Raw genomic sequence first — 18554 nt, forward strand, 5'->3', positions numbered from 1 at the left:
GGGGTGCGTGGTCGCTCGCTCGCTCACCAAACTGTTCGGCCTGCCCGGTCTTCGCGCCGGGTTCGCGGTCGCCGACGGCGACCTGCGCGATCGACTCGAAACGGCCCGGCCGGCGTGGTCGCTGGGCGGTCCCGCCGCCGCCGTCGGTGCCCACGCCATGCGCGATGAGGCGTTCGTCGCCGAAACCCGCCGCCGCGTCGAGCGCGAACGCGCGTACCTCCGGGCGGAACTGACCGACCGCGGCTTCGACGTTCGGCACTCCGAGGCGCCGTTCGTCCTCGTCGACGTGGGAGCGGACCCGACCGCCCTACTGGACGCCTGCCGAGAGCGCGGCGTCGTCCTGCGCGACGCGACGACGTTCCGCGGCCTCACCTCCCACGTCCGCATCGCCGTCCGGAACCGGGAAGCGAGCGACCGCCTGCTTTCGGTTCTCGACGAGGTGCGATAGCGTGTTCGAGTTCGACCGCACCGACGACCGACTCACGCTCCGTCGACCGGAAACCCGCTGGCTCTCGAACGGCTTCGACGGCGGGTATCACGACGCCGACGCCGCCCACAACCTCACCGTCGAGGAGGGGTTCGATCGCACCGACCTCGCGGCCTACGCCGCCGAACGCCTCGGCGGCCGACCCGACGGCCCCACGCTGTTGACCGGCGTCTCACAGGCTCATGCCCGCGGCGCCCGCCGCGGCCCCGTCGAAGCCGTCGTCACTGCCGGCGTCTCCAATCCCGCCGAACTCCCGATGGGGCCGGAGGGCGTTCGACCCGAAACGGGGGGGCGATTCCGCCGGGGCGTGGCGTCCCGGCACCGTCAACGTCTTCGTCGGGACGACGCGAGCGCTCGACGACGGCGCCCTCGCTGGGTTGCTCGCCACCGCCGTCGAGGCGAAGGCCGCGACGCTCCTGGATGCCGTCGACGTTCCGGGGACCACGAGCGACGCCGTCGTCGTCGGGTCGGACCCGACGGGCGACCCCTCGGCGTTCGCCGGCAGCGCGACCGAAGTCGGGGCGGCCGCCCGCGCCTGCGTCCGCGAGGCCGTCCGCGCGAGTCTCGCGTCCCGATACGACGACGAGGACCCACCCACCGCCGCGGAAGCCCGCTACGGCGTCTCGACCGACGAGCGGGCGAACGTGTTCGACCTCGGTTGAGTCGTCGGCGGACGCCGGGGGGTTCGGGTCATCGACGCCGTCTTGGCCGACGAACCACAATCCCGGCCAATGCGCGAAATCGTCTTCACCGTGGTCCACGAACCCGGCATGAACCCGGTCGCGGACCTGCTCGCCGAGTACCCGAGCGCTCGCATTCGCTCGCTGGCGTGTCACGTCACCGAATCGGCGCTGTGGCGGGTCGACCGCGCCACCGGCCCCGGAGCGGCACTGGACGAACTCGAAGACCTCGCCGGGGCGCGGTACTTCACCGACTGTCTCGTCCGGGACGGCTGTGACGGCGACTGGGAGACCACGGTTCTGGACCGCTCGGAGAGTTCGCTCGTGCTGTACTCCTACTGGGAGCGGACGCCGAGCTGTGACTCCGTACCGCATCTCGCTCGCGAGCACTTCGGCGACGGCGTCGTCTTGGACGAGACGTGGCGCGGCCGCCGCCAGCGCTGGCGGGCGCTGGCACCCGACGGCCCCGTCGGCGCCTTCGTCGAGGACGTCCGAGCGGTCGCCGACGCCGACATCGAGTTCGAACGCGTCTCCGACCCAGACCCGGAGCCCGACGCCGAGTTGCCCCCCGAAGCAGGCGGACGCGCTGGCCGCCGCCGTCGAGGCCGGCTACTACGAGACGCCCCGAGAGATTGAGACGTACGAACTCGCCGAGCAGTTGGGGATACCGGGGTCGACGCTGTCGTATCGCCTCCGGCGGGCGGAGGCGTGGCTGGCGAAACGGTACGTCGAGTAGCCCGGAGAGTTGGTACACACCAACCGAGACGCTATCCGGGGTGGACGCGTAGAACGACGCAATGAGTACGGAACGCGTCGAGCTGTCGGCCCCCGAGATGGACTGCTCGTCCTGTGCCGGGAAGGTACACTCGGCACTGGAGGGTATCGACGGCGTCGTCAACGTAGAGACCCGACCGACCGCCGGCGTGGTCGTCGTCGAGTACGACGGCGACGCCGTCGACGTCGGGGCACTCGTCTCGAGCATGGAAGCGGCGGGCTACGAGGTGGTCGACACCGAGGGACGACTGACCGAGGGCACGGCCGTCTGGCGGAGCGACCGCGCCTACGCGACCTACGCCGGCGCCGTGGCGCTCCTCGTCGGCGCAATCGTCAGCGTCGGCCCGGTTCCGGACCCGCTCGTCGTCGACGTCCTCCGGGAGACGACGCTGTCGGACGTGCTGTACATCGCCGCCGCGGCCGTCGCCGGGGTGCCGGTCGTCCGGGCGGGCTATCGCTCCGCGAAACTCAGGGAACTCGACATCGACCTGCTGATGGGCGTCGCCATCCTCGCGGCGCTCGGCGTCGGCTACTACGTCGAGGCGGCGACGCTGGCGGTGCTTTTCAGCCTCGCGGAACTGCTGGAAGCCCACGCGATGGACCGCACCCGGGAGTCGATGCGGGAGTTGCTGGCGCTGTCGCCCGACACGGCGACGGTGAAACGCGACGACCGCGAGGAGACGATTCCCGCCGCCAACGTCGAGGCGGGCGACGTGGTCGTCGTCCGCCCCGGCGAGCGCATCCCGGTCGACGGCGAAGTCGTCGACGGGGAGTCGGCTGTCGACGAATCACCGATTACCGGCGAGTCCGTCCCGGTCGACAAGCGAGACGGCGACGAGGTGTACGCAGGGGCGGTCGTCGAGGGGGGCTACCTCGAAGTCCTCGCGGCCGCCGCCGGCGACGAGACGACCCTCGCACGCGTCATCGACCTCGTCGAGGAGGCCGAATCCAGACAGACCGACGCCGAGCAGTTCGTCGACCGCTTCTCGGGGTACTACACGCCGGTCATCGTCGCCGGCGCGCTCGCGACCGTGTTCATCCCGCCGCTGTTCTTCGCCGGCGAGTGGGGGACGTGGTTCGTCCGCGGACTGACGCTGCTGGTCGTCGCCTGCCCCTGTGCGTTCGTCATCTCGACGCCGGTGACCGTCGTCTCGGGGCTGACGAGCGCCGCGCGCAACGGCGTCCTCGTGAAGGGCGGCGACCACCTCGAACGGATGGGCGAGGTCGACACCGTCGCCTTCGACAAGACGGGAACGCTGACGACCGGCGAACTCTCGGTGACAGACGTGGTGCCGGCGGCCGACAGGGACGCCGACGAGGTGCTCCGAATCGCCGCCGCCCTCGAACGGTACAGCGAACACCCCATCGGCGAAGCCATCGTCGACCGCGCCGAGGACGACGGCGTCGAGGTGCCGGACGCCACCGGCTTCGAGAACCTCACCGGCCGCGGGGTCCGCGGCGACATCGAGACCACCTACTACGTCGGCAAGCCCGCGCTGTTCGAGGAGTTGGGCCACGACCTCGGCCACGCCCACGTCCGGACCGACGGCGGCGCTTCGGTCGCCGAACGGGCCGACCCCGACTGCGACCGCCCGGGCTGTGTCGACCTCCGTGCGGACACCATCGCCGACCTCCAGTCGGCGGGCAAGACGGTCGTCATCGTCGGAACCGACGAGGAACTGCTCGGCGTCGTCGCCGTCGCGGACACGGTTCGACCGGAAGCCGAGGGCGTCGTCGCGACCCTGGAGACCGCCGGCGTCCGGACGGTCATGCTCACCGGCGACAACGAGCGGACCGCCCGCGCCGTCGGCGAGTCGGTCGGCATCGACGAGGTCCACGCGGACCTACTGCCGGAGGAGAAACTCGACCGCATCGAGCGGTTGACCGAGACGGACACCGTCGCGATGGTCGGCGACGGCGTCAACGACGCTCCCGCGCTCGCTCGTGCCGACGTGGGCATCGCGATGGGCGCCGCCGGCACCGACACCGCCCTCGAAACCGCCGACATCGCGCTGATGGCCGACGACCTCGACGGCGTCCCCTACTGTCTCCGATTGGCCCGGCAGGCCAACGGCGTCATCAAGCAGAACATCCTCGCCAGCCTCGCGGTGAAAGCCGTCCTCGCTGCCGGCGCACCGCTCGGCTACGTCACCGTCATCGTCGCCGTCGTCGTCGGCGACATGGGGATGAGCCTCGCGGTGACGGGCAACGCTCTCCGACTCGGCCGCGTCGAACCCGAGGAGTGACACCGGAACCGAGGCGACGGCGGCCGCGGCACCGGGTACTAACGACGACCGGCCACGCCGGCGTCGAGAAACGAAGCGAGTGAGCGACCACTCGACCCAGATGTTACGCAATGTTTAACAGAACACACCCACTGTTTTAATATATGACCGTCGTAAGCGTCTCGATGCCGGAGTCGTTGCTGGACCGCCTCGACGAGTTCGCCGACGAGCACGGCTACACCGGCCGCAGCGAAGTCGTTCGTGAAGCGTCGCGAAACCTGCTGGGCGAGTTCGAAGACCAGAAACTGGAGGGGCGGGACCTGATGGGCGTCGTCACCGTCGTCTTCGACCACGAGACGTCCAGCGCCGAACAGCGAATGATGGAGATTCGCCACGAACACGAACACACCGTGGTCTCGAACGTCCACAACCACGTCGGCGACCACTACTGCATGGAACTGTTCGTCCTCGAAGGCGAACTCGAGGAGATATCGACGTTCGTCGGGAAGATTCGCGCGACCAACGACGTGCTGTCGGTCGACTACTCCGTCATCCCCGTCGACGACTTCGAGATGGCGCTGACCGAGTGACTCCGGAGCGTCTCCGAACCACCCGACGACGACAGGACCTTGTGCGGCCGCGACAACACTCGACCATGACCGACCGGAACACGCCCGGCAAGGGACGGCCTCCGGAGGCCCGCGACATCGAACCTGCCGCACCCGAGGAGTTTGGCCTCACGCAGGTGTGGTGGGGCGACGGCAAGGGAAAGACGACCGCGACGCTGGGGATGGCGTTCCGCGCTGCCGGCCACGGCTTCCGCGTCCACGTCCTCCAGTTCATGAAGGGCGGCGCCGACAGCGTCGAGGACGTTCGCGGGGAGTACAACGCGATGGCCGCCATGCCCGGCCTCACCTACGAGAATCTGGGCCACTACGGCTGGCACGCGATGAACGACGGCACCGAGGAACGCGACCACGCCGCCGAAGCGCAGGCGGGATTCGAGCGCGCTCAGGAACTCCTCGACGGCGCCGCGGCCGCCGACCTCACGACGCCGTTTTCGCCCGACTCGGACCCCGACGAGGGGGTCCACATGCTCGTCCTCGACGAACTGCTGTACGCCGCCGACCGCGGCCTCGTCGACCCCGAAGCCGTCGTCGAGTTCGTCGAAAACAAACCCGACCGACTGGAGTTGGTGCTGTCGGGAAGCCACGAACGGCCCGAGTACCTCCTCGATTCCGTGGACCTCGTGACGAACGTCCGCAAGGAGAAACACCCCATCGACGCCGGTCAGCGGGCCCGAAAGGGCACCGAATACTGACCCCAGCGAAGCACCAAAACCGCAAGAGGGCGCGACAGACAGCCGTCAGACAGGCGACCGACAGGAACACAAAGCCCATTAGGGGGCCACCCCCATCGACGCCTGGAGGATGGGTGGGCGCACGCTCCTTCCCCTTTGCGCTCTCCCCTTTCGTCACGCCCCCAGCGACCGCCGTGTCACTCCAGCAGGTCGGTGTCGTACTTGACGTAGTTGCCGAGCCAGCCGCCGACGGCGCCCAATCCGATGGTGTAGACGGCCGCGACGACGAGCGCGAAGACGAACGCGAACAGGAACAACACGATGCCGCCGGCCGCACCGGCCCCGCCGCCGCCCGGCCCGGCGGAGAAGACTCCGACGACCCCGAACAGGGCGAGGGCGAACACGAAGACGAACGCCAGCGGAATCGCCGCGACGACCCCCGAGTACGCGCCGACCCGGAGCCCATCGTTTCGGGAGCCACCCTGCAGATAGCCCGCTATCGCCCCGCCCAACACCGGCGACAGCGGGATGAACGAGAGGACTATCGAGGCGACGCCGCCGATTATCGCGTTGATGAGGGTGTCTCCTTCGGCCATACTCGTCACTCCGTGACGCGAGCAATAAAAATGCCCCCGCGATGGGGAAAAGAGCCGACCCCGAGGTCAGTCGGTCGCGTTCGGACCGAGCGTCACTCCTCCTCGTCTCGCACGTCGACGACCAGCACGGGGACGTGCGTCGAGCGCAGCGTGCGCTCGGTGACGCTCCCGAGCAGCGCGCGCTTGACGCCCGAACGGCCATGCGAACCCATCACCACGAGGTCGATGTCGTGGTCTTCGGCGTACTCGGCGACCACGCCGTGGGGTTGGCCACCAGCGATGTGTTCGACCGTTTTGAGGCCGTGTGCGCGGGCGCGGTCGGCGACGTAGCCGGTCGCCTCCTCGGCTTTGGCCTTCACCTCCTCCATCTCGTCGAACTGCCCCTGCTGGAGTCGGTCGACCTGTTCGGCGCCGAGACTCAGGCTCATCGAGTCCACGTCGACGACGTACAGCGCGTGCACTTCGGCGCCGTACTTCTCGGCGAGGTCGAGGGCGTGCTCGACAGCGTTTTCGGCCGTTTCGCTACCGTCCGTCGGAACGAGTATTTTCTCGTACATTGTTCAGTCGTCCGCGGGGGTTTCGCCCCCGTCGGTGCTGACGACGTCTTCTGCGGTCTGTTGCTGTCGCATCGGTTCGGGACTGTGACACTGCCGGACCAACCGCTTGGTCTCCAGCGGCGGTTCCGGCGTCGCAAGCGAGACGGCGATGGTCACGATGAACACCACCGGCGTGCCGATGAGCGCCGCCCCGATTGGCGGGACGTACTGTGCGTAAATCGGCACGATGGCGCCGCCTTCACCAGCGATGGCCGCCAGCGAGTCGATGTAGCTCGGCAGCACGCTGTTGATAATCGACGTAATCCAGATGAGCAGCCCGACGGTCATGCCGGCCAGCGCACCCTGTCGGTTGGTGTTCTCCCACCACAGACCGAGGAAGAACATCGGGAACAGCACGATGCCCGCAAGCGAGAACGCGTAGGCGACCAACTCGCCGATGAGCGCCGGCGGGTTGAACGCCGTGACGGTGACCAACGCGCCGATACCGACGATGGTCGCACGACCGATGAGGACCTGCTGGCGCTGGGTCGCATCGGGGTTGATGAGTTCCGTGTAGATGTCGTGGGCGACGGCCGACGACGCCGTGATGAACAGGCCGGCGGTCGTCGCGATGGCGGCCGCCATCGCTCCGGCGGCGACCAATCCGACGAACCACGCCGGCAGGTCCGCGAACTGTGCGGCGAGGACGACGATGACGTCACCTTCCGCACCGGTCATGGCGGCCTCGCCGCTGAACACCGCGTCAGGGCCGATGTCGTTGACCTGCGCGAAGAGGTCGACCCCGAAGGCCGCCATCGCGGGAGCGGCCCAGTACAGCAGACAGATGAAGAACAGCCCCCAGACGGTCGACCAGCGGGCGGTCCGCTCGCTTTCGACCGTGTAGAACCGCACCAGCACGTGCGGGAGTCCGCAGGTACCGACGATGAGCGAGAAGGCCGTCGCCACCCACAGATAGTAGGTGTTGCCGCCGATGAACGGCTCGGAGAACTGTCGGCTCAGTTCGCTGAACAGCGCGCCGTACTCGACCTGCGGCAGAATCGTCGAGTACCCCTGCGTGAAGCCGACGACGTAGACGCCCGCGAGGAACGCCACGATGAGGATGACGTACTGGACAGCCATGTTCTTCGTCGCGCCCAACATGCCGGAGAGCGCGAGGTAGCCGACGGTAATCGTCATCATCACGACAATCATCGGGATGATGTCGAGTCCGAAGACGTACTGGCCGACCAGTCCCATCCCGCGGGCCTGTCCGACCGAGTAGACGTAAGCGATGAGCAGCGTCGTGAACGCGCCCAACGCGCGTGCCGTCGAGGAGTTGAACCGGTCACCGACGAAGTCGGGTGCGGTGTACTTCCCGAAGCGGCGCATCTGCGCCGCGAGGAAGATGAGCAGGATGAAGTATCCCGTCGTCCAGCCGACGATGAACGCCAGTCCGTAGAAGCCCGCGAGGGCGACCAGACCGGCCAGTCCGAGATACGACGCGGCCGACATCCAGTTGGCACCGATTGCCATTCCGTTTTCGATGTTACCGATACCACGGCCTGCGACCCACATGCCCTCGGTGTCGGCGACCTTGAACACGTAGCCGATGACGAGGAACGACGCCATCATCAGGAAGACGATGATGGCGGGCAGCAGTTTGAACGAGATGTCGAGCGCCTCCGCCTGAAGTGGGAACATTACTCCTCAACACCTCCGTCGGCGGCGGTCGCTTCGCCGCTGGGTTCGGTTTCAGTGGTTCCGTGTTCGATGCCGTACTTGTCGTCGAGTTGGTCCCGCGAGCGGGCGTACACCGCCGCCAACACGAGGGCGCCGGTCGGCCCGCCGAGGGCGACGAGGAAGTAGTGCAGGGGGAACCCCAACACGGTGAGGGAGGTCATCGTCTCGGGGGCGAGTCGGGTCGCCGTCACCGGCCCCCACACGATGAGCGTCCAGGCGATGAACGTCCCCCAGACGAGTTTCAGATGGTCCCGCATGAACGGCGTACTCGGCTTCAGCAGGTTCACTTCCCTGTCGAGGTAGTCCGTCTCCCGATGCTTCTGTGCGTTCGTTACCGTACCACCGTCGGTCTCTACCGCCGAGCCGTCAGTGTGCGTGTCGTTTTCTGTCATAGTCTCCTGTCTGTTGTGTCGTGTTTCGTTCGTGCCGAAAACGGATGGTTGGTTAGTCGCCGCTGACTTTGCGTTCGATGTCCTCGACGATCTCGGGGTTCCGAAGCGTGCTCGTGTTCCCCAGCTCGTCACCGTTGGCGATGTCCTCTAGCAGCCGCCGCATGATTTTCCCGGACCGAGTCTTCGGCAACTCGGGTGTGAAGATGACCTTCTCGGGCCGGGCGATGGGTCCGATGGCGTCCTCGACGCCCTCGACGATGCGGTCGGACATCTCCTCGCTCTCCTCGTAGCCGTCCTCGAGGATGACGTAGGCGTAGACGGCCTCGCCTTTCAGGTCGTGGTCACCGCCGACGACGGCGGCTTCCGCGACGCCCTCGACGCCGACGATGGCGGATTCGACCTCCATCGTCCCCAGTCGGTGGCCGGAGACGTTGATGACGTCGTCGACGCGGCCGAGGATGGTGATATAGCCGTCCTCGTCGATTTTCGCGCCGTCCTCGGGGAAGTACACCCACTCGTCTTCGTCTTCGTCGGAGTACTCCTGCCAGTACTCGTTGAGGAACCGCTCGTCGTTTTTGTACAGCGTCCGGAGCATGCCGGGCCACGGCTTGTTGACCGTCACGTAGCCGGCCTCGCCGGGGCTGATTTCGTTGCCTTCGGTGTCGACGACCTGTGCGTCGATGCCGGGCAGCGGCGGCCCCGCCGTCCCCGGCTTCATCGTCCCGATAGCGGGCAGGGTCGTAATCATCATCCCGCCGGTTTCGGTCTGCCACCACGTGTCGACGACCGGGCAGGATTCGTCACCGATGTGTTTGTAGTACCACTTCCAGGCCTTCGGGTTGATGGGTTCCCCGACCGTCCCCAGCAGGCGCAGGCTGGAGAGGTCGTGCTGTTCGGGGTACTGACTGCCCCACTTCATGAACGCGCGGATGGCCGTGGGCGCGGTGTACAGTTGGTTGACGCCGTAGGATTCGACGATGTCCCACATCCGGTCTTTGTCGGGGTAATCCGGCGTCCCCTCGTACATGACGCTGGTCGTCCCCAGCGCGAGCGGCCCGTAGACGATGTAGGAGTGGCCCGTAATCCAGCCGATGTCCGCCGAACACCAGTAGGTGTCCTCCGGTTTCACGTCGAGGACCGCATGCGAGGTCCACGACACGTAGGAGAGATATCCACCCGTGGTGTGTTTGACGCCCTTCGGCTGGCCGGTCGTCCCCGACGTGTACATGAGGAACAGCATGTCCTCGGCGTCGCGGGTGACCGGGTCGACTGCGGCGCCTTCGTGGTCGGCAACGAGGTCGTCGTAATCGACCTGGTCGTCGTCGAGGTCGTGTTCCTGTTCGTCGCCGAGGCGGTCGACGACGACGGTCGTCGTCTCGTGGTCGACGCCACCTAGCCCTTCGTTGGCTTTCGAGAGGTGGTCGAGTCCGTCACCGCGGCGATAGTAGCCGTCGCAGGTGACCAGATACTCCGACTCGGCGGAGTTCATCCGGGTGGCGAGGGCGTCCGCCGAGAAGCCGGCGAACACCACCGAGTGGGGCGCGCCGATGCGGGCACACGCCAACATCGCCACCGGCAGCTCCGGAATCATCGGCATGTACATCGTCACCACGTCGTCCTCCTCGACGCCGAGTTCGCGCAGTGCGGCCGCGAACTCGTTTACCTCGCGGTGGAGTTCCTCGTAGGTGTACTCGCGTGTCTCGCCCAACTCGCCCTCCCACTGGATGGCGAGTTCGTCGCCCCGGTCGTCCAGGTGGCGGTCCAGACAGTTCGCCGACGCGTTGAGTTCGCCGCCGGTGAACCACTCGTAGAACGGCTCGTTGTCGTCGACCAGTACCTCGTCGTACTCCGTCTCCCAATCCAGCAAGTCGGCGGCGCGCTCCCAACACTCCGGCCAGTTCTCCTCGAACTCCTCGTAGATGGCGGGGTCCGAGACGTTCGCCTGCTCGACGAAGGACTCCGGTGGCTCGAAGGCCTCCTGTTCGGCAAGCCGTGACTCCAGTTGTGTATCCTCGGGGTCGGACATTCCGTTCGATGAAATATCTCCGGTACTAATAAGCGGGGATTCTAAGCATGCTAAACTGCGACACCGACTCGAATCGGATTCGGGCCACAGACGCGCCGAGAACCCCCGTCAGACCGACCCGAATTATCAATAATCGTAGAAAGAAGTCGTTCAGTTGTCATTCTGCGGAGGAGGAGTACCGCGGGATTCGACCCCGAGTCGAACTGTTTAGCCCGGGTGGGGGGCTTCGGCGCCGATGTGGTCGCGGGTGTGCTCGAAGAACGACGACAGCAGTTTGCGCTCGGCTTTCCGGAGGTGGTTGTGTAGCGTCGGCGAGGAGACGCCCATCGAGTCGGCGACTTCCTCGGCAGTCGACCCTCGCGGCCAGTCGAAATAGCCTGCGAAGTACGCCGCTCGCAAGGCCGCCCGCTGTTTGTCGGTGAGTTTCTCGGCCAGCGAGTCCTGAAACTCCGCGACGGTCTCGACCGGCTGGTCGACGGCCTGTTTTGCCCGGAGGTCGGTGGCGGGAAACTCGGCCTGTAACCCCTCGACGACGCTTCGAACGTCGGTCTCGCGGGCGATTTCGGCACTGAGCGTCGCCTCGCCCGACTCGACGACCGCCGAGCGAATCGTCGCGCCACGTTCGGTGAGCGTGAGTGCGGGAGAGTTCCCCTCGACGGTGAACTCCAGAAGCGAGCGGTCGTCGTACTCGCGGATGTAGCGGGCGTCGACGACGCCGTCGGCGGTCATCGCGGCGTCGAGGAACGGGTCCGGCGGCGCGTCGGTCAGCGTGACGTAGAACAGAAGCGCCGTCTCGGAGACGGGGACGACGGCCTCCAGCGTACACGCACAGTCGTGTTCGCGGGTCGCCGAGACGAGGAAGGCGCCGTCGTCGGTGCAGCCGAACTCCAACTCGACGACGGTGTCGGCCAACAGCAGCGTCCGGCGCTCGATTGCCGTCACCGCGTGGCCGATGCGGGCGCCGAGGTCCGAGAGGAGCGTCCGCTCGCGGTCGCCGAAGGCGGTCGTCCGGTCGGTGAAGACGACCAACACCCCGTAAGTCGTCTCGCCGTAGGCCAGCGGAACGATACCCGCCGACCGAACGTCGGCGAGGGCGCTCCGGTCGAACGGCCCGAGTACGTCGTCGGAAAACTCCCCGCCGACGACGCGGGGCGTCTCGCCGTCCATCGCCGCCTCGATGGCGGCGGTTTCGACGGTGACGGCTCCGCCCTCCCCCGAAAGGCCGGCCCACTCGTTTGGGCGAATCCGCGGGTCACCGGGGTCGGTCGCGCCCACCCACGCGCCGACGTAGGCATCGCTGTCGGCCAGTGATTCACAGACCGCGGCCTCGATTTCCTCCCGCGTCGAGGCGTCGATGAGTTCCCGACCGGCGGCGTTGATGTCGGCGACGAGGGCTTCGAGGCCCTCCAGCGTCTCACACCGTCGCGCGAGCGCGCGCTCACGGCGGACGCGCTCGGTGATGTCCGTCGAGACGCCGACGACGAACGACACCTCGCCGTCGCCGTCGGTGACGGGGGCGACGGTCTGTCGGACGTGGACCCGTTCGCCGCTCTTTCGGCGGGTCGTCAACTGTCCCCGCCACGTCTCGCCGTCGAGTACGGTCTCGCGTAACTCCTCGTAGAAGGCGTCGGCGTTCTCGCCGGAGCTGAGCAGTTCGTCGGCGGTACGACCGACGGCCTCCCCCTGGGTGTATCCGGTCAGTTCCTCGAAGGCGGCGTTGGCGTACTCGATTTCACCGGCCACCGAGGCGAGACACATCGGCTGGCCGGCGGTTTCGATTGCCCGCTGGAACGCGGCGGCGGCGAGCCCGCCGTCGGCCTCGGCCGACCGGACGACGGTGGTGAACCCCGAGAGCCCCCCGTCGTCGCGGCGCGCACAGACGAGCGCCGGCAGCCGTGTTCGTGAGCCGTCGCCGCACCGGAACCAGCAATCGCCGAGGGCCACGTCGTCCCGGCCCGCGTCGGCGAGGAGTTCCTTCGGGCGGCCGCGCTCGCGGGCCGGGTCGGTGAACAGTGTCGCAAACGACTCGCCGAGAAGGGCGTCGGCGGGTCGGTCCAGCAGGGCGCCGACGGCGCCCGAGCATCCGACGATTCGACCGTCCGCATCGAGTTCGAAGGCGGCCGCGCCGACGGCGTTCCGGAAGGGCGACGCCTCGCTCGGTGGCGACCGCACCTCCCGTGTGAACGCGGCGGCGACCGTCGCGTCGTCGACCGATTCGACGTAGGTATCCAGCGCCGCCAGTCCGTCCCAGCCACCGACTGACTGGACGACCCGGGGGTCGACGCCTTCCTCGGCGAGCAGTCGCCGGGCGAAGTACCGCCGGAGGTCGCCGCTGGAGACATCGGCCAGGCGGCCCTCACCGGTGTGGTCGGCGGCGGCTTCGGCCACCTCGGCGACGAGCATCTGGACCCGCCGCGGCGAGAGGTCGACGAGCGGTTCGTCGGGGTCGGTGCCTGTCGTCGCGGCGTACTCGTCGATGGCGCTGGCGACGCCTTCGGGGAGATACGCTCGTCGGTCGGGCTCGCCGTCGGCGTCCCGAACCGACAGGAAGTGATGCGTCCGACCGTCGAAGTGTCGACGGTCGATATCTGAGGGTCGGATTCGGACTACTTCGGCGGGGCGGACGCCCACCTCGGCGACCAACCGCACCACCAGTCGCTTCCTGGGCGTCCTCGCGGCGTCCCGAAGCCGCCGGTAGTCCTCGCGGTGCAGTTGCGCCGGCATTTCGCGAAACCGAAGAACTCCGAAATCATAGTGTTTTCGGGGACGCGCCTCGAATGCGAAACGGAGTACGCCTCCGCGAAAGGCGCCTTCAGAAGACATTCTACGGCAAATTAACCGGACAAAACGGCCTCGATGAGGCTGTTTCGATTTTGAATAGAAAGGCGAAACGCTACTCTTCCGGTTCGAGGTACGACCGCGTTTCGCCGGCGAGACGGGCGCGGAGTTCACCGACGATTTCGGGGTTCCGGAGGGCGCTGATGTCGCCCAACTCCGCGCCCGTGGCGATGTCCTCCAGCAGTCGGCGCATGATTTTCCCCGACCGCGTCTTCGGGAGTTCGGGCGTGAACACGATATGGTCGGGGACAGCCACCTCGCCGATGTCGGCTTCGATGCCAGCGACGACGGCCGACCGCAGGGCGGCGTCGCCGGTGTGGCCCTGTTCGGTGCTGACGTAGGCGAGCACTTCGCCGGCCGCGCCGACGATGGCAGCCTCGGCGACGCCCTCGCACCCGACGATGGCCGACTCCAACTCCATCGTCCCGATGCGGTGGTCGCCGACACTGATGACGTCGTCGACGCGGCCCAACAGCGTAATGTAGCCGTCGTCGTCGATTTTCGCGCCGTCGCCGGCGGAGTAGGTCCACTCCTCGGCATCGGGGTCGGAGTACTCCTGCCAGTACTCCTCGACGAAGCGGTCGTCGTCGCCAGCCAGTCCGCGCAACATCCCGGGCCAAGGCCTCTCGACGACGAGATACCCCGCCTCGCCGGAAGCGACCGCCTCGCCGTCGGGGTCGACGACTTCGGCGTCGATGCCGGGCAGCGGCGGCCCCGCCGTCCCCGGCTTCATCGTCGAGACGCCCGGCAGCGTCGTCACCATCATGCCGCCGGTTTCGGCCTGCCACCACGTGTCGACGACCGGGCAGGACTCGCCGCCGATGTGTTTGTAGTACCACTTCCAGGCCCGCGGGTTGATGGGCTCTCCGACCGTCCCGAGCAGGCGGAGCGACGAGAGGTCGTGCGATTCGGGGTGTTCCGGACCCCACTTCATGAACGCCCGAACCGCCGTCGGCGCGGTGTAGAAGGTATCGACGTCGTAACGTTCGACCACCTCCCAGATGCGGTCCTTCTCGGGGTAGTCGGGGGTGCCCTCGTACATCATCGTCGTCGCGCCCAACGCGAGGGGGCCGTAGACGATGTAAGAGTGGCCGGTAATCCAGCCGATGTCCGCCGAACACCAGTGGGTGTCGTCGGGTTCGAGGTCCAACACGGCGTGGGAACTCCAGGCGACGTGGGAGAGATACCCCCCTGTCGTGTGTCGGACGGCCTTCGGTTCGCCCGTCGTCCCCGAGGTGTACATCACGAAGAGGTCGTCCTCGCTGTCGCGGACGACTGGGTCGACCTCGGCGTTCAGATACCGTTCGGTCAACTCGTCGTAGTCGTGTTGGCTCTCCCCCCAGCGAGTGCGGCAGGCCGCCCCCCGAGGCGGTCGACGATGACCGTCTCCACGTCGTGGTCCAGCCGACGGACCGCGCGGTCCGCCTTCCCCTTGTGGTTCAGGGCGTCGCCGCGGCGGTAGTAGCCGTCGCAGGTGACCAGATACTCCGATTCGGCGTTGTCCATCCGGGTGGCAAGCGCGTCGGGCGAGAACCCGGCGAAGACGACGGAGTGTGGGGCGCCGAGACGCGCACACGCCAACATCGCTACGGGGAGTTCGGGTATCATCGGCAGATACAGCGTCACCACGTCGTCCTCGCCGACGCCCAACTCCCGCAGCGCCGCGGCGAACGCCTCGGTTTCCCGTTTGAGGTCGCCGTAGGTGTAGGTCTCCGTCTCGCCGCGTTTGCCCACCCACCGGATGGCGGCGCGGTTCTTCCGGCCGGCTTCGACGTGGCGGTCGACGCAGTTGTAAGCGGCGTTGAGTTTCCCGTCGACGAACCAGCGGTACCGCGGCGCATCGCTCTCGTCCAACACCGCATCCCAGCGGCGGTCCCAATCGAGTAAGTCGGCGGCCCGCTCCCAACAGGCCGGCCAGTTCTCCTCGAACGCCTCGTAAATCGCGGGGTCGGAGACGTTCGCCTGCTCGACGAACGCCTCGGGCGGCTCGAACGTCTCCCGGCTTTCGAGCCACGCTTCCAGTTCCACGTCGACCCCGTCGTCCATCGGTCGTGTGTCCGGGAGACGTTCTGATAAACGTTCCTCCTCTGTGGGGTTTCGATAGCCGCGCCGACCGCCGGACGCGAAAACGGTTTGCCCCCGCGACCACCAACGTGAGTCGTGAGTTCCGCCCGCACCGTTCTCGTCGCCGGCACCGCCAGCCACGTCGGCAAGTCGACCGTCGCCGCCGGTCTCTGTCGACTGCTCGCCGACCGCGGCGTCGATGTTGCTCCGTTCAAGGCCCAGAACATGTCGAACAACGCGCGGGCGGTGCCGAAAGCGACCGGCGAGGGGTTCGGCGAAGTCGGCGTCTCACAGTACGTCCAGGCGCGGGCCGCCCGGACGCCGGCGACGACCGACCACAACCCCGTCCTCCTGAAACCCCGCGGCGGCGGCGAATCCCAACTCGTCGTCGACGGTGAAGCCGTCGGTCACTTCCCGGCGGGCGAGTACTACGACCGCCACTGGGAGACCGCACGGGAGGCTGCCGAATCGGCCCACGCCCGCCTCGCCGAGGACCACGAGGTCGTCGTCGCCGAAGGCGCCGGCTCTATCGCCGAAATCAACCTCCATCACCGCGATTTGGCGAACCTCGAAACCGCGCGATTCGCCGGCGCCGACATCCTGCTCGTCGCCGACATCGAACGCGGCGGCGTCTTCGCCTCCCTCGTCGGCACGCTCGAACTCCTGCCCGACGATGTCCGCGACCGCGTCGCGGGTGCGGTCATCACGAAGTTCCGCGGCGACCGCTCGATTCTCGACCCCGGACTGGACGCCTTCGAGGAGCGCACCCAAATCCCCGTGTTGGGCGTCCTCCCATACGACGACCCCGGCCTGCCCGAGGAGGACAGTCTCGCGCTCCCAGCCGACGGCGAGACGGCCGTCGTCGGCGACGACGACGCACCCACCGACCGGACGGTCACCGTCGCCGTCCCCCGCCTGCCGCGGGCCTCGAACGTCACCGACGTGGAGCCGCTGGCGAGGGTCCTCGGCGTCCGCGTTCGGTTCCAGCCGCTCGACGCTCCCCTCGACGCCGACAGCGTCGTCCTCACCGGGACGAAGAACACCGCCGACGACGCACTCGCCGCCCGCGAGGCCGGCCTCTACGAGGAACTCCGGTCCTTCGATGGCCCGGTCGTCGGGTTGTGCGGCGGCTATCAACTGCTCGGCGAACGCCTCCTCGACGCCGACGTGGAGTCCACCGGTGAGACGGCGACAATCGAGTGCGCCGGTCTACTCCCGGTCGAAACTCGCTTTTCACGCGAGAAAACCGTCGAAGCCGTCGACCGACGCCTCGACGGCTGTGGCCCGCTGGCCGGCGCCGCCGGCACCGTCTCCGGCTACGAGATACACATGGGTGACAGCCGTCTCACCGCCGACGCCGACCGCCCCTTCGATGGCGACGGCGCCGCCCGCGGCGACGTACTCGGCACCTACCTCCACGGCCTCTTCGAGAACCGCCTCGCCCGCGAGGCGTTCCTCGACCGCGTGTACGCGGCGGCGGGGTGCGCTCAACCCGAAACGGAGGGCGAACGGGAGTCGCCGTACGACCGCGCCGCCGCGTTGGTCGCCGGGTTGGAGCTCGACCCGCTCGGGCTCCGAGTCGAGTGACTCGGTATTCGCCGTCCCCCGACGACCTGACGGACTGAAAAAGCGTAGTAGTCGGCGTGTAGCGTCCGAAACAGGGCGAAGGGCGGCGCGACAGCGCCGTCGAGATGCCATTCTTCGGAGTGAGCAACTTTTTGCCCGCCAGTTGCTCACCGACACGTATGCCGCTCACGACATTCGTTACGCAGGTCGGCTACGGTGGCGCGGCAATACTGGTCGGCCTTGCGGTGCTAGCCGGTGCGTACGGCGAGACGATGACTGGTATCGTCCTTGCTATCATCGCGATTATCGCGGCGCTGTTCGGCGTGTTCAGTGAACGCACATTTTAGGGGCCTGTATCGACCGCAACCGGTCGGGAGGTAACTGCTGAGGATTGCGACAGCGACGGCGCAATCGCTTTCACCGGCGACGAACACGACCCGATATGGACTGGCGGCTCATCAAAGAGGAGATGCTCCCCGGGGCGAAGGCGATGGCCTACGACGAGGTCGCCGCCGAGACCGTCGCCTCGGGCGGCCCCGCGACCGTCCGACTGTACCGGTGGCTCCCGAGTACGCTGTCGCTCGGGTATGCGACCGACCCCGGCGCAATCGACTGGGAGTTCTGCGAGGAGTGGAACATCGACGTGACGCGCCGACCGACCGGCGGCGGCGCCATCTACCACGACACCGCCGGCGACGTGGCCTACTCGATTATCGCCCCCGCCGAGGAGTTCCCCAGCGACGTGACGGAGTGCTATCGGGAGTTGCTCGAACCCGTCGTCGACGCCTTCCAGGAGGTCGGCGTCGACGTGTCCTTCGCCGACGAGGAGCGCGAGGCGCTGTACGACCCCGCCTGCTACCTCCGGGCGCTTGACCCCGCCCACGACCTCGTCGGTCCGGACGGCCGGAAAATCGCCGGCAACGCCCAGTACCGCACCCGCGATGCGGTCGTTCAACACGGCTCGTTGACCTTCGACGTGAACGCCGAACGCCACCTCGAATGCTTCGCCGACCCGCCGGTGACGGCCGAGGAGTTCGAAGAGCGGGTCTGCGGCATCGAGGAGTTCATCGGCTACGACGAGACGGTCGAAACCGGCCTCGGTGCCTTCGGTGGCTACGACCTCCATCGCTCGCAGTTCGTCGCCGCCGTCGAGGAGTCCCTCGCCGAGTGGGCCGACGCCGAGGAGGGCGGCTGGACCGACACCGAACGGGAACGAGCTGCGACGGTTGCAAACGAGAAGTACGCCGCCGACGCGTGGGTCCGCGACCGGACCGACCCCCTGGAGTAGCCCGACACGAGCGGACACTCGCCGACCCCGACCGCCGATTCC

Annotated in this window: 13 protein-coding genes and 3 pseudogenes; 9 read left to right on the forward strand and 7 right to left on the reverse strand. The window is 67.6% G+C overall.

The annotated features are described in order from the left end of the window. From GJ631_RS09385 to GJ631_RS09410, 6 genes and pseudogenes are all read left to right on the forward strand, one after another. The coding region (locus GJ631_RS09385; protein ID WP_156708907.1) for an aminotransferase class I/II-fold pyridoxal phosphate-dependent enzyme at positions 1-448 on the forward strand (448 nt) is incomplete at its 5' end. 1 nt (position 449) lies between these two features. After that, positions 450-1149 (forward strand): annotated as a pseudogene (locus GJ631_RS09390) (adenosylcobinamide amidohydrolase). Positions 1150-1218: 69 nt separating this feature from the next. Further along, a pseudogene (locus GJ631_RS09395) lies at positions 1219-1903 on the forward strand (helix-turn-helix domain-containing protein). A 61-nt stretch (positions 1904-1964) separates the two neighbouring features. After that, on the forward strand, positions 1965-4187 hold the full coding sequence (locus tag GJ631_RS09400; protein ID WP_231753939.1) for a cation-translocating P-type ATPase: 2223 nt from the start codon (positions 1965-1967) through the stop codon (positions 4185-4187). A gap of 143 nt (positions 4188-4330) precedes the next feature. Beyond that, the gene (gene nikR, locus GJ631_RS09405; RefSeq protein WP_156708908.1) at positions 4331-4756 is read left to right on the forward strand and encodes a nickel-responsive transcriptional regulator NikR; all 426 of its coding nucleotides are present in this window, start codon (positions 4331-4333) and stop codon (positions 4754-4756) included. Positions 4757-4821: 65 nt separating this feature from the next. Next, positions 4822-5487: a cob(I)yrinic acid a,c-diamide adenosyltransferase gene (locus GJ631_RS09410; protein WP_156708909.1), complete on the forward strand. Its 666-nt coding sequence runs from the start codon at positions 4822-4824 to the stop codon at positions 5485-5487. Between the two features lie 176 nt (positions 5488-5663). Here the strand turns inward: GJ631_RS09410 and GJ631_RS09415 are convergent, their stop codons facing one another. The 7 genes and pseudogenes from GJ631_RS09415 to acs (GJ631_RS09445) form a co-directional block, all read right to left on the reverse strand. After that, positions 5664-6062 carry a DUF5518 domain-containing protein gene (locus GJ631_RS09415; protein WP_156708910.1) on the reverse strand — a complete coding sequence of 133 codons (399 nt, stop codon included), beginning with the start codon at positions 6060-6062 and terminating at the stop codon, positions 5664-5666. Positions 6063-6154: 92 nt separating this feature from the next. Next, positions 6155-6619 (reverse strand): universal stress protein, encoded by a 465-nt coding sequence (locus GJ631_RS09420; protein ID WP_156708911.1) that lies wholly within the window; start codon positions 6617-6619, stop codon positions 6155-6157. Between the two features lie 3 nt (positions 6620-6622). Next, a complete protein-coding gene (locus GJ631_RS09425; protein ID WP_156708912.1) occupies positions 6623-8299 on the reverse strand; it encodes a VC_2705 family sodium/solute symporter in 1677 nt (558 codons plus the stop codon). After that, positions 8299-8730 carry a DUF4212 domain-containing protein gene (locus tag GJ631_RS09430; protein ID WP_156708913.1) on the reverse strand — a complete coding sequence of 144 codons (432 nt, stop codon included), beginning with the start codon at positions 8728-8730 and terminating at the stop codon, positions 8299-8301. The genes GJ631_RS09425 and GJ631_RS09430 overlap by 1 nt, the downstream gene beginning before the upstream one ends. Positions 8731-8782: 52 nt before the next feature. Beyond that, entirely contained in the window at positions 8783-10756 is a 1974-nt protein-coding gene (acs, locus tag GJ631_RS09435; protein WP_156708914.1) for an acetate--CoA ligase, read from the reverse strand. A gap of 207 nt (positions 10757-10963) precedes the next feature. Continuing rightward, positions 10964-13480, reverse strand: a complete 2517-nt coding sequence (locus GJ631_RS09440; protein ID WP_197424954.1) for a bacterio-opsin activator domain-containing protein — start codon at positions 13478-13480, stop codon at positions 10964-10966. 169 nt (positions 13481-13649) lie between these two features. Next, positions 13650-15640 (reverse strand): annotated as a pseudogene (gene acs, locus GJ631_RS09445) (acetate--CoA ligase). Between the two features lie 114 nt (positions 15641-15754). Between acs (GJ631_RS09445) and GJ631_RS09450 the strand changes: the two are divergent. The 3 genes from GJ631_RS09450 (at position 15755) to GJ631_RS09460 (ending at position 18512) form a co-directional block, all read left to right on the forward strand. Then, positions 15755-17245, forward strand: a complete 1491-nt coding sequence (locus GJ631_RS09450) for a cobyric acid synthase (protein ID WP_370518620.1) — start codon at positions 15755-15757, stop codon at positions 17243-17245. Positions 17246-17403: 158 nt separating this feature from the next. Further along, positions 17404-17571, forward strand: coding sequence for a hypothetical protein (locus GJ631_RS09455; protein WP_156708916.1), 168 nt, complete (start codon positions 17404-17406; stop codon positions 17569-17571). 95 nt (positions 17572-17666) lie between these two features. After that, a complete protein-coding gene (locus tag GJ631_RS09460) occupies positions 17667-18512 on the forward strand; it encodes a biotin/lipoate A/B protein ligase family protein (protein ID WP_156708917.1) in 846 nt (281 codons plus the stop codon). Positions 18513-18554: the final 42 nt, after the last annotated feature.

The organism is Natronomonas sp. CBA1123 (assembly GCF_009741925.1).
GTDB lineage: Archaea > Halobacteriota > Halobacteria > Halobacteriales > Haloarculaceae > Natronomonas.

Excerpts from the sequence above, each read along its gene's own strand:
- GJ631_RS09400 (WP_231753939.1), top strand. The coding sequence starts at position 1,965 with ATGAGTACGGAACGCGTCGAGCTGTCGGCCCCCGAGATGGACTGCTCG.
- nikR (WP_156708908.1), top strand. The coding sequence starts at position 4,331 with ATGACCGTCGTAAGCGTCTCGATGCCGGAGTCGTTGCTGGACCGCCTC.
- GJ631_RS09410 (WP_156708909.1), top strand. The coding sequence starts at position 4,822 with ATGACCGACCGGAACACGCCCGGCAAGGGACGGCCTCCGGAGGCCCGC.
- GJ631_RS09415 (WP_156708910.1), bottom strand. The coding sequence starts at position 6,062 with ATGGCCGAAGGAGACACCCTCATCAACGCGATAATCGGCGGCGTCGCC.
- GJ631_RS09420 (WP_156708911.1), bottom strand. The coding sequence starts at position 6,619 with ATGTACGAGAAAATACTCGTTCCGACGGACGGTAGCGAAACGGCCGAA.
- GJ631_RS09425 (WP_156708912.1), bottom strand. The coding sequence starts at position 8,299 with ATGTTCCCACTTCAGGCGGAGGCGCTCGACATCTCGTTCAAACTGCTG.
- GJ631_RS09430 (WP_156708913.1), bottom strand. The coding sequence starts at position 8,730 with ATGACAGAAAACGACACGCACACTGACGGCTCGGCGGTAGAGACCGAC.
- acs (WP_156708914.1), bottom strand. The coding sequence starts at position 10,756 with ATGTCCGACCCCGAGGATACACAACTGGAGTCACGGCTTGCCGAACAG.
- GJ631_RS09440 (WP_197424954.1), bottom strand. The coding sequence starts at position 13,480 with ATGCCGGCGCAACTGCACCGCGAGGACTACCGGCGGCTTCGGGACGCC.
- GJ631_RS09455 (WP_156708916.1), top strand. The coding sequence starts at position 17,404 with ATGCCGCTCACGACATTCGTTACGCAGGTCGGCTACGGTGGCGCGGCA.
- GJ631_RS09460 (WP_156708917.1), top strand. The coding sequence starts at position 17,667 with ATGGACTGGCGGCTCATCAAAGAGGAGATGCTCCCCGGGGCGAAGGCG.